General features: G+C 61.0%; 11 protein-coding genes and 2 riboswitches. Of the genes, 5 read left to right on the plus strand and 6 right to left on the minus strand.

All coding sequences use genetic code 11. From position 1 onward, the window contains the following. Window positions 1-11 precede the first annotated feature (11 nt). Window positions 12-232, plus strand: a riboswitch (cobalamin riboswitch). A 124-nt stretch (window positions 233-356) separates the two neighbouring features. The 4 genes from ABIC35_RS19975 (at window position 357) to ABIC35_RS19990 (ending at window position 5,659) form a co-directional block, all read left to right on the plus strand. Next, entirely contained in the window at window positions 357-1,340 is a 984-nt protein-coding gene (locus ABIC35_RS19975; protein WP_121079914.1) for a DUF1852 domain-containing protein, read from the plus strand. 26 nt (window positions 1,341-1,366) lie between these two features. Further along, window positions 1,367-2,395: a methionine synthase gene (locus tag ABIC35_RS19980; RefSeq protein ID WP_121079971.1), complete on the plus strand. Its 1,029-nt coding sequence runs from the start codon at window positions 1,367-1,369 to the stop codon at window positions 2,393-2,395. 167 nt (window positions 2,396-2,562) lie between these two features. Further along, window positions 2,563-2,781: riboswitch (cobalamin riboswitch) on the plus strand. 171 nt (window positions 2,782-2,952) lie between these two features. Continuing rightward, the gene (locus ABIC35_RS19985) at window positions 2,953-4,977 is read left to right on the plus strand and encodes a TonB-dependent receptor (RefSeq protein WP_354278573.1); all 2,025 of its coding nucleotides are present in this window, start codon (window positions 2,953-2,955) and stop codon (window positions 4,975-4,977) included. 340 nt (window positions 4,978-5,317) lie between these two features. Further along, window positions 5,318-5,659: a helix-turn-helix domain-containing protein gene (locus tag ABIC35_RS19990; RefSeq protein ID WP_121079912.1), complete on the plus strand. Its 342-nt coding sequence runs from the start codon at window positions 5,318-5,320 to the stop codon at window positions 5,657-5,659. Here the strand turns inward: ABIC35_RS19990 and ABIC35_RS19995 are convergent. The 4 genes from ABIC35_RS19995 to ABIC35_RS20010 all read right to left on the minus strand — a co-directional run bounded on the left by ABIC35_RS19995 (window position 5,622) and on the right by ABIC35_RS20010 (window position 9,791). Further along, the gene (locus tag ABIC35_RS19995; RefSeq protein WP_147425988.1) at window positions 5,622-6,680 is read right to left on the minus strand and encodes a hypothetical protein; all 1,059 of its coding nucleotides are present in this window, start codon (window positions 6,678-6,680) and stop codon (window positions 5,622-5,624) included. The genes ABIC35_RS19990 and ABIC35_RS19995 overlap by 38 nt on opposite strands. Window positions 6,681-6,763: 83 nt before the next feature. Further along, on the minus strand, window positions 6,764-7,534 hold the full coding sequence (locus ABIC35_RS20000) for a DpnII family type II restriction endonuclease (RefSeq protein WP_220667406.1): 771 nt from the start codon (window positions 7,532-7,534) through the stop codon (window positions 6,764-6,766). Window positions 7,535-7,599: 65 nt separating this feature from the next. After that, window positions 7,600-8,706, minus strand: a complete 1,107-nt coding sequence (locus tag ABIC35_RS20005) for a DNA adenine methylase (protein WP_220667405.1) — start codon at window positions 8,704-8,706, stop codon at window positions 7,600-7,602. 716 nt (window positions 8,707-9,422) lie between these two features. Next, window positions 9,423-9,791 carry a response regulator gene (locus tag ABIC35_RS20010; RefSeq protein ID WP_121079906.1) on the minus strand — a complete coding sequence of 123 codons (369 nt, stop codon included), beginning with the start codon at window positions 9,789-9,791 and terminating at the stop codon, window positions 9,423-9,425. A gap of 331 nt (window positions 9,792-10,122) precedes the next feature. Between ABIC35_RS20010 and ABIC35_RS20015 the strand changes: the two genes are divergently transcribed. Further along, on the plus strand, window positions 10,123-10,395 hold the full coding sequence (locus ABIC35_RS20015) for a DUF6894 family protein (protein WP_121079904.1): 273 nt from the start codon (window positions 10,123-10,125) through the stop codon (window positions 10,393-10,395). Here ABIC35_RS20015 and ABIC35_RS20020 read toward each other — a convergent pair. Both ABIC35_RS20020 and ABIC35_RS20025 read right to left on the minus strand, forming a co-directional pair. Then, window positions 10,373-10,642, minus strand: a complete 270-nt coding sequence (locus tag ABIC35_RS20020) for a DUF3768 domain-containing protein (RefSeq protein ID WP_354278574.1) — start codon at window positions 10,640-10,642, stop codon at window positions 10,373-10,375. The two genes, ABIC35_RS20015 and ABIC35_RS20020, sit on opposite strands and share 23 nt — an antisense overlap. An 86-nt stretch (window positions 10,643-10,728) precedes the next feature. Then, a complete protein-coding gene (locus tag ABIC35_RS20025) occupies window positions 10,729-11,157 on the minus strand; it encodes a hypothetical protein (RefSeq protein ID WP_183049524.1) in 429 nt (142 codons plus the stop codon). Window positions 11,158-11,188: the final 31 nt, after the last annotated feature.

Genomic DNA, 11,188 nt, shown 5'->3' on the forward strand with positions numbered 1-11,188 from the left:
GGGTATATCGTGTTGAAAGAGCCTGTCGAGGTTCCCCATCCCAGGCATGGCGATGGGGCTAAGACGGGAAGCCGGTGGTGTCCGTCAGGGCAGAATCCGGCGCTGCCCCCGCAACTGTAAGCGGCGAGCGGCGGCTCCAATTTGTGTCACTGGGCTCGCACAGCGCCCGGGAAGGCCGGAGCCACCGCGTTGACCCGTGAGCCAGGAGACCTGCCTCCGACGCCATAACGTTCCTCGGACGGGGGTTCCTCCGGTGGATCGCGCTCGACGCTAGGCTCCGGGGCTACACGCCTTTCCGGGCCTTTCCACGCCTTGCGCGCTTTCGCCTGACCTCTGCCCATAACGCCAGGTGAGTCATGACGAATAGCGGGTTCACATTCTCGATCAGCAGCTTGCCCTTCGACGAGGAGTATCGTCCGGCCGACAGCACACGCACCACGACCAACTTCGCCAATCTCGCGCGCGGGGAACGCCGCCGGGAGAATTTGCGCAACACGCTGGTGATGATCGACCACCGTTTCAACGCACTGATGCACTGGGACAATCCGAAGGGCGACCGCTACACGCTGGAACTGAAGATCGTGTCGGCCGCGCTCACGCTCGGGGACGGCACGCACGACGAAGCGTTCCCGCTGATCGAGATCCTGCATACCGTTGTGGTCGACAAGGCCAGCGGCGAGCGGTCCGATGGCATGATCGGCAACAACTTCTCTTCCTATGTGCGGGACTACGACTTCAGCGTCGTCCTGCCCAACCATCTCAAGGCCGGGGGTCGCAGCGCGCCGGAGGATTTCGGCGATCTGCACGGCAATCTGTTCAAGCACTTCCTGGCGTCGAGCGCCTATCGCGATCATTTCCGCAAGCCGCCGGTAATCTGCCTCAGCGTGTCGAGCAAGGAAGTCTATCACCGGACCGCCAACATCCACCCGATCCTCGGGGTAGAGTACCGAAACGACAAATTCTCGCCCACCGATCAGTATTTCGCGAAGATGGGCATGAAGGTGCGGTATTTCATGCCGCCGCACAGCGTTGCACCGTTCGCCTTCTACCATATCGGCGATCTGGTCAGCGACTACACCAACCTCGAACTCGCCAGCACGATCGCCACGATGGAGACCTTCCAGAAGATCTACCGTCCGGAAATCTACAACGCCAATTCCGTAGCGGCGGAGCATTATCAACCGAGCCTGACCTACCAGGACTATTCGCTGACCCGCATCGTCTATGATCGCGAGGAGCGTGCCCGCCTCGCCGTCGAGCAAGGCAAATTCGCCGAAGAGCATTTCATCAAGCCGCACATTGCCGCGCTCCAGCGCTGGTCCGCGACCTGCGGCCTCTGATTTCCATGCATATCAAGGTATTCCCCATGACGACATTGTTGCCGACGACGACGGCGGGCAGCCTGCCCAAACCATCCTGGCTCGCCGAGCCCGAAACCCTTTGGTCGCCCTGGAAGCTGGAGGGCGAGGCGTTGATCGCGGGCAAGCAGGACGCGCTACGCCTGGCGGTCGACGACCAGCGGCAAGCGGGCATCGACATCCTTGGGGACGGCGAACAGACCCGCCAGTACTTCGTCACGACCTTCATCGAACATCTGGACGGTGTCGATTTCGAGAAGCGTGAGACGGTGCGGATCCGCAACCGCTACGACGCCAGCGTGCCGTCGGTCGTAGGCGCCGTCTCACGCCCCAAATCCGTCTTCGTCGACGACGCCCGTTTCCTGCGCGCCCAAACCGATCAACCGATCAAGTGGACGCTGCCGGGGCCCATGACGATGATCGATACGCTCTACGATGCGCATTATCGAAGCCGCGAGAAGCTGGCCTGGGAGTTCGCCCGCATCCTCAATGAGGAAGCCCGCGAGCTTGAAGCGGCCGGCGTCGACATCATCCAGTTTGACGAGCCCGCCTTCAACGTCTTCTTCGAGGAGGCCAACGACTGGGGCATCGCCACGCTGGAGCGCGCGGCCGAAGGGCTGAAGGCTGAAACCGCCGTTCACATCTGCTATGGCTATGGCATCAAGGCCAACACCGAATGGAAGAAGACGCTCGGTTCCGAATGGCGCCAGTATGAGGCGACCTTTCCCAACCTCCGGAAGTCGAAGATCGATATCATCTCGCTGGAGTGCCAGAATTCGCGCGTGCCGATGGATCTGATCGCACTCATCCGCGGCAAGAAGGTGATGGTCGGTGCGATCGATGTTGCGACAAATATTGTCGAAACGCCCGAAGAGGTCGCTGCCACCTTGCGAAGCGCGCTGCGCTTCGTCGATGCGGACAAGCTCTATCCAGCCACAAACTGCGGGATGGCACCGCTCTCGCGCGATGTCGCACGAGGCAAGCTCAAGGCGCTTGGCGCCGGGGCGGAGATCATCCGCAAAGAACTCGCGGCTTGATCATCGCAAGACAGCATCCCGCATTTTCCATGCTGGGGATGACAACCTTGTAGCCGCCACCGCTCGTTTCTCAAAAGAGGCAACGAGAAGGCTCACTGATGGAGATTTGTTGCGGTCGCGATCTCTTGCCGCTACCGCCGCCTCCATTCGGCTGAAGTCCGCTTCAGCCGAACCATGATCGCGCTGGTGCTCCGAGAGGAGCTTAAAAGGGAACACGGTGTGGGCGCTTGCGCCCCGAAGCCGAGGCTGTCCCTGCAACTGTAAGCGGCGAGCGAGATGCACGCGCTTCCTTCGATGGAAGCAGCCACTGGGTCACCCGACCTGGGAAGGTGCGCATCGAGCGACGACCCGTGAGCCAGGAGACCTGCCAGCGAGAGGTCGCTCTTGCCCTGGCCCAGGGGATGGCCGTGGCACGGTTCTCCGTCTGAGCGACGAACGAGCGGTGGAGGCCGCATCGGTTCGTCTTGTGGCGCTCCCGGCGTCCGCGCTCGGGACGTGCCGACCGTTCGTGAACGGCAGGCCTCCGCCGGCAGTCGCACGACGCCCGGAGAAGACGATTGAAAACCATCCTGTTGACCGGCCTTGCCGCGCTGTCCGCGTGCGGCGCGACCGCAGCCCATGCGCAGTCCGAGACACCGCCGCCCGCTCCCGCCAAGGAAAGCGACGACATCGTCGTGTTCGGCCGCGGCGAGAGCAAGATCGGCGTAGCGCAGGCGGCGAGCGAAGGCTCGATCACCGGGGCCGACCTGCTCGTGCGCCCCCTGCTGCGGGTCGCCGAGCTGCTGGAGGCCGTGCCCGGCATGATCGCCGCCCAGCATTCCGGCAGCGGCAAGGCCAACCAGTATTTCCTGCGCGGCTTCAACCTTGACCACGGTACCGACTTCACCACCTATGTCGACGGCGTGCAGATGAACCTGCGCACCCACGGCCACGGCCAGGGCTATCTCGACCTCAACGGGCTGATCCCGGAGGTCGTCGGTCGCGAGGACTTCCGCAAAGGCCCGTACCGCGCCGACGGCGGCGACTTCGCGCTCGCCGGTGCCGCCTACATGTCGACCATCGGCGGCTTCGCGCGCCCCTGGCTTTCGGTCGAGGGCGGCTCCTATGGCTATCGCCGGATCGCGGCCGGCGGCACGGCGAACGGCGTCGGCCCGGGCACACTGACGCTGGTCGGCCAGCTGCGCGCCTATGACGGCCCGTGGCAGGAGCCCGAGCATCTGCGCCACGCTTCCGGCTTCGCCAAATATGCCGCCCCGCTCGGCGCTGGCACGATCGACGTCACGCTGCACGCCTATCACGCCACCTGGCGCCCGACCGAGCAGATCCCCGAGCGGAGCATCGGCACCGCGGCCTGCCCCGACGTGTTCTGCTCGCCCGACCCCAGCGCGCGGGGCCGCACCACGCGGCTGGTCGGCAACGTCGCCGTGCATCAGCAGAGCTGGGACGCGAACCTCTATGGCCAGTTCTACGACTGGTCGATGTACTCCAACCCGACCTATACCGATCCCGACGGGACCAGCGCCCAGATCCGCCAGTTCGACAAGCGCTGGATCGTCGGCGGACGCGCCGAGAAGCGCTGGCAGGTAGCGCCCGCGCTGGCGCTGTCGATCGGCAGCGAGGGGCGCTACGACCATATCGGCAATGTCGGTGTGGCCCGAACCGCCCAGCGCACACCGCTGTTCTCGCTAGGGCGCTACCATGTCGAGGAAGCCTCGGCCGCGCTCTACGGTGAGGCGATCTGGACACCGCTTGCGGGTCTTCGCGTCATCGGCGGGCTTCGCGGCGATGCCTATCGTTATGCCGTGCGCGCGCGGGACGCCGCGGCGGCGGCGCTCGGTGAAGGTGCCGGCAGCGACAGCATCGTCTCGCCCAAGGCATCGGTCGCCTATGCCCTCACCCCGCAGATCGAACTCTACGCCAACTGGGGCCGCGGCTTCCATTCCAACGACGTGCGCGGCGCGGTGAATGTCGAGACGCCGGTGCCGGTGCTGGTACGCGGGACCGGCAAAGAACTGGGCGCGCGCTGGCAGCGTGGCGGGCTGACGCTGACCGGCACCTATTGGTGGCTGGAGGTCGGTAGCGAACTCCGCTTCGTCGGCGATTCCAACGCGGTGGAGCCGACCGGTGCGAGTCGCCGACACGGCTATGAACTGGTCGCCTTCTGGCGGCCTGTCCCATGGCTGGCGATCGACGGCAACTATACGGCGAGCCGCTCGCGCTACGACAATGGCGACCGCATCCCCAACGCGTTCGAGAACGCGGCATCTGCAGGGGTAGCCATAGTGCTGGCGCCGTGGGAAGCCAGCCTCCGCGTCCGTCACCTCGGGCCCTACCCGCTGATCGAGGACAACGGCGCGCGGGACAAGGGCAGCACGGTAGTCAACCTCCGCGCCGCGCGGAAGATCGGGCGGCTGGAGATCTATGGCGAGGTGCTGAACCTGCTCGACAGCCGCGACAAGGACATCGCCTATTTTTACGAGTCCTACATCCCCTCGGTGGATCGCGACGGCCCGGTCGAAGGGCGACTGAGCCGGGTCGTGGAACCGCGGACGCTTCGGATCGGTGGTCGCGTCTCCTTCTAAGCGTTTGGTATTCCCCTCCGCTTGTGCAGCGGGGTCACCGTCGACGCGTTACCCGATAGCACGAGCTGAATAGCTGAGACGGTGTGACCGGGCCCGCTGCATGCGCAGCGGGTCCGAGGACAGGAGCCCCGACTCCAGGGCACCAGCAGGGGCAGCGCTGCGCTAGGAGGATGGCTCCACGCAGCCCCTGCTGCTACAGCCGTTTTCGCACTTCGAATGGAAAGCTCAAACGGCTGTAAGCGCAACGTACAAACGTCACTCATCCGCCAGATAGAGATGTCACATTTTCTGGTCGGCGCCTTCCGAGTGGTATGCCGCCCGAGCAATTGGGGGCACCCTGATGACGGTGGTCGCGATGAGCCGGAGCGAGTTGTCACGGTACGAAAGGCTGCAGCGGGTCGAGCGCGGCGAGATCACCGCAAGCGAGGCTGGCGATCTGCTCAGGCTATGCCGGCGCCAGGTCTATCGGCTGCTCGACCGGTTTCGCGCTGACGGCGCCGCTGGCCTGATATCCCGGAAGCGCGGTCGGCCGAGCAACCGCCGGTTGAGCGAAATCTACCGCGAGCAGATTTTTGGCATCGTCCGCGAGCGCTATGCCGATTTCGTCCCGACGCTGGCGGTCGAATATCTGGCCGAGTGCCTTTTTAAGTTCTGTCTACTTCCATCTCATATTTGCTTTTGAAAGCGGCCTTCTCTCGCTGCCACGTCTGAAAAGCTACCCGATTGGTCTCCTTTAGCTCGATCGTCACATATTTCTTTCGAACAACATCAAGCAGCCTGCTCAAATGAGCCGCCATTTCCTCCCGAGCCGCAAGAATATCGTCCCAGTCCTTCTGTTGATCCGGCGTAAGAGGAGCATCACCTGGGCTGCTGAAAATCGCGTTTCCTCCACTATTCGTATGGTAGTTACTGCTCGGGAGTAGAGCCCGTCTCCACGCGTCAGCCAAGCTGCGAAACGGCGCGTCTAGTTCGGGATCGTTGATGTGGAAGAGACCATTATCGATCACGCCCAGATAATTATGGTAAAAGTGGAGTGCCCCGGTTTCAACTACGTGTGGGAGCGCCTCGATGTGGCTCTCGACGATCGGAATGTGGAGCTGTTCGAGCGCCCAGGTGGCGTTCTCGATGTCTCGGCGTGTACGAATCTCAGAAGGGTCGACCGCCTTGAGCTCCGCGGGGCGCTGCGGAGGACGATCGAGTATGGCAGTAAGTGCGGTAGCAAGGAGGGACCTGAGATTTTGGCTCCCGGAGCGATCCGTCGCTGACGCGATTTTATACGACGAGACACGCTGCCGATCGAAATCAAAAGGTAAATCCTCGAATCTAGAAAATGCTACATTTAGCAATAGTATCAAGCGCTTCCATCCCAGATGCGCCGCCGCATAACCGACCTCGAATGTGACGTTTGGGTTAGGACAGGGACGCATCTTGTCGCCCTCGGGACATGCAGAGGTCACAACGGAGACATCGCCGATAAAGACATCAGCGGCCTCAATCTTCGAGCGGATGCTATCGGGCACATTGTCGGCGCCGAGCATATCGCGCGTGGCTTCGTCTATCCGAAGCGTGACCCCTGGCCGTTTTGCCTCCACGTCGGCAGCTGCAAGTGTCAGCGCAGTCCTAATGGCATTGCGGTTCGTCGCCGGCGGTGAATCGCTCTGCCAAGCATAAAAGATCGTCATCTCCCTGGAGGCGTCAGACATCAAATGAAACCTTCGTCGATTTGTTTCGAGCTACCTAGGGTATGGGCGGCTGGCCGCACAATCGAGTGCCGGCCTCGCAAATACTAGAGCCTCAAAGCGGTTTTGAGGCTCTGAAGATCCGACAACAGCTCCTCAGCCATTTTCATAGTGTAGATACGCGCTATTTTCCCCTGGTTTTGGCGTTCAACGATCTTTCTTAGGTCTGACCGTCGAGCCCGCCACGTAGAACCATCAGTTACAAAAAGCAGTCTTGTATCATGCCGTTTCGATTTGATAATAGCATCTAGATCGCCGATGATATCGGTCATCTTAGATCCTGTAGCATTGTAAGCTTTAGCTTCGACCACAATTTGTGGCCGGTTTTTATTTGGAATGGCGAAATCGCACTTCGCGAGTTCGCCGTCTGCACCCGTAAAGGAACAGCGCGCTTCGTAAGCGTTTCCAAACACGGCTTTGACCAGTTCTTCGACAAAGTTTTCGAGCTCACGGCCCCTCTTCTGCCCTTGGATGGCAGATCCTCGTCCCGACCGCAGCCGCTCTTTTAAAATATCACTCCATACCGGCTGATAGTTGATTGTGGCAGCCATCTGCTCCGGCACTCCAAGCGCGTCGAGAGCGTCTAGAAAAACCTCCCATTCCCGCTTGTACCGTAGAGCACCAGTCAGACCCGGCGACAATATTTCAGAGAGGGCAGTTTCCATGGCGTCTTTTGACAACCCAAGAAAAAGCCGGATGCAAAGAATCCCCTTATCATATCCCTGATCAAGTATGTTCTTGACGTCTTCTCTGGTATATTTTTTTTTAACAGGAATTTCGGCAAGCAAAGCGAGGGTTTCGATTGCCGTGTCGTCCATCCAGTTAACATTCAACGGGCTTAGACTATCCTCGATTTCCTGGATCGTTTGGTCCCGTATTTGCATTACTTCCCCACGATTAGATATTCGACTACGGCGGCGCGCTCGACAGATTTGTGAGTACCAAAATGATACCTGTGCGGCTTCTCGAACACACGAACGCTATCCTTATAGCGCCTCATCAGGGATTCCAACTGACCGAGATCGGGGAAGCCGTTGGAGCTGTAGGAAAGCACGATTTGGCTTTTAGCGAAGCGGGCAAACATGCGGTCAAACGCCTCCACCGCCGTCCGGCGGTAGCTGAACGGCGTAAAGCGCTTCGCGATCTTCTTCACTTTGGTCGAGGGATTCACAGGCAGTCCCTGCCAGTAGCAGGAAAGCCCCTCCAGGAAGTGATAGCGTTTAATGTAACAGTTATCATCAGCACGCGGGACGTAAGGGGGATCAAGATAAACGAGATCTACCTTGCGGCGGGGCAGCTCGAACAGGTCGGACCGCAGCGCCTGGTTACGTCGGCCGTTGTCGAAAACCGCCGCATTGTAAACTTCTATTTGCTCAAGAAAATGCTCCTCAAGCGAAAGTTGAAGATCACGACGACCATCGTCGTAGCGGGATAGGTCGCCCGATATAGTAAACACGCCTCTGGGTTGGCGTTTGAGACATGAGCGGAACAGAGCCGCATAGGCAAGCGCCTGTTGGTAGCGATCCTGAAGCTGGCCAATGTTACCTGAGAGCCGATCTAGAAATCGCAAATCGTCAGGTGTGTAGAACACGCCGTTGAAAGTCTCTTCGATAAAGTGATGTGTCGCTGGTGTGCGATCGAGCAGGCGCTTGATCGCCTTGCCGTCGAGGTGAGTGTTATTGTTCTCAACGGTCGCTCTGGCAACGGTGCTGGTGAAGTTCAGGAAGTCCGACGCGATGACGCGTCGCTCCATCGCCTTCATCATGTAGGCAACGCAACCGGTGCCGGAGAAAGGATCCAACGCCGTCTCAAAATCCAAACCATCTAGAACGCTATGGATCCAGGGCAGCAGCCGCGCTTTGGACCCCATGTAGCGCAACTCGGGGTAGCTCATGGCTCGGTTCGGAAGTGAGGCCGGCCCCTTCGGCTTGGCGCGAAGCGGCATGACCTTGGCCGGGGTCGTAGGAAAAGCTTTCAGAGCCTGAGTCATTGTGCCTCACTTTGGAGCGAGCAGCGCCCGCCGGAATATTGTGGTATCGGGTCGGGGTTGCGGTTGCTAGTCCTGTATCCGGAATGCCGATCACGAACGCACGCTATCGGCCTCTCCTCCCCTCCCCTTGCCGTCTGCTCGACGCGGGTGCTCGGGGCTACGCGAGCGAGATCGGTCTCGTCCACAATGTCAGGTCAAATGCGATGGCTTGCACGCTTAGGCTGCGCTTTAGACTGCATCGAGCCAATATGGGCAGAGGCGGTCAAGGGAGAGCCTCACATTCTGACGTGATCGACACTGCTCGGAACTTGCCGTCCTGCCCCTCAGGTCGTCAGCGGTGAAGGGTCGACGGCTGCCGCGTGCCACCGAAGGCATGCAGCATTCCTCTAGAGAGGGTTGGGGCTCTGTACGACATAGCCCAGGGCAAACGTTTTCCACTGCGGTCGTTCCGCCGAATTCCACAGCCGCAATCGACCCCCATATAGGTCTGCTGGTTTATCAAACGCCCGATAGCACGAGCGCCGAAGGTTGGGGCGATGTGACCGGGCCCGCTTCGCGCGCAGCGGGTCAGAGTGCCGGAACCGAGCATGTGGGGCATCAGCGGGGGCAGCGCGTCGCTATGAGGAGGGCTCCACGCAGCCCCGCTGCCAACGGCGGTGTGCCATTTCTATCTGGCTGCAGAATGTGCCTTTTCTAACTGGCGGCAACAACCCGTTCTAACCGATGCTGTGCATCCGGACCGCGCCCATTAGCTGATGTGGTCGGTATGGTTTCGCGAGGAAGATCGCGCCGCTGGCGTCGTCCTTGAGCACCGATGGATCGTCTCCGGAGGAGACGATCACGCGGATCAAGGGGTCAGTTGCGCGGATCTCGGCCGCGAGCTGGAGGCCGTCCAACGAGCCAGGCATGTGCAGGTCGGTCAGAAGCACGTCGATGTTGTGCCTCGCCGCTAGCTCCAGCGCCTCTGCTGTCCCGGAAGCCTCGAGAACCTCGAAGCCCTCGTCCTTCAGCACAGCGCATGCAAGGGTACGAATATACTCCTCGTCGTCAACAATCAGCACCGTCGAAGAAAATCGCTGTCCCATTACCTCTCCCTATGCGCGTACAAGTCCGGCGAAAATACGCTCTTTGCCCAACCTGCGTTGCTTGACACGCGTTAACCACAACTGGCCGGGACGTTAGGCGTCCGAACGCACGTGGTGGCTGATCTATCCAAAATACAGTCTATGTACCTAATTGCGACGTTACCCTGATTGAGGCAGGACTTCTCCACCGGGACCAGTCCACAAGACATGCCGGGTCGCGATGGCGCCGGGGCATCCCCTCCCCCCGAGCGACACAAGGAAGAGCCCGCCCCTCCCCCCGAGCGTTGGCGGGCTCTTCTGGTGCTTAGGCGGGGCGAAATGGACCGCGCCGATGCAGCGCTACTTCTTCAACGTCCACGACCAAAACGGATCGCTCCTCGACCCAGAGGGCACGATGTGCTCCGATCGCGAGGCAGCGCGCCGCGTCGCGATCGACTATGTTCGCTCGATCCTCGCCGAGGACCTAGGGTTAGGGTGCATCGATATGAACGGGAAAATCGATGTCCTCCTCGACGGCGCCGTCGTCGAGACCATAGCCTTCGCCGAATGCGTCATCGTCATCGCTGAGGGCCGGCAGCGCGTTAATAGTCGCTCGTCAGCATGATCGTCATGACGCGCACCGTGATCGATGGGTCGCTCGGATCCTCCGAGCCATACACCATGGTCGGCTCATAATAATCGATCTTGAAGCAAACCCGGTGTCCGTCGAAATCGAAGGCTCCAGAGTCGCGCTCCGGACCATCGTCGGCGGTGAACTCGTATTCGCGGATCGCCTTCATGAGGCGAGAGGTCGCGAGCAGTCCGGGCACCGGACCAGGCTCTTCGAGCGTAGCGCGAAGCGTCCGCGTCATTTGGTGGCGCCCGTTAGGGTACACGCCACGGCGGCAGAGATCATTCAGCTGCGCAATGCGCTCCGTTCGGGATACGGTCTCCGCCCTCATTCCGCAGCTCCCGCGCAGGCGCCCGTTAGGCGCGCCGCGGCGATCGCCGCCGCGGAGGGATAGGCGTCGACCAGGTGCTGATGGATGGCGGCGTTCTCGGGGAGAGCGAACACCCCATCGGGTGCGGGCCGCGTGATCAGAAGAGCCGATACGATGACGTCCGCCAGGTCGCGGACTTCGGTCGGCTTGCCGGCGTCATCGTTTCTGACGGGCGCTCGAAAGCCGGCCTCAAACCAGCTCCCGAGCCCGTTCTCGACCTGCTCGATATAGTCTGCCGCGGCTGAGATCGCGGCGTCCTCGTCGGCGATACGGATGCCGAGAGTGAAGTAGCGGCCGAAATCGTGGGGGTTGCGCAGTTCGACTAGAGCATCTTCACGATGGGCGGAATCGCGAGGGATTCCCTTTTCGGTGGTCGTGTGATTCATAGGCGTCCGTCACGACGGAGGCGGCAATGGG

The sequence above is a fragment of the Sphingomonas trueperi genome (genome assembly GCF_040545965.1).
Lineage (GTDB): Bacteria > Pseudomonadota > Alphaproteobacteria > Sphingomonadales > Sphingomonadaceae > Sphingomonas > Sphingomonas trueperi_C.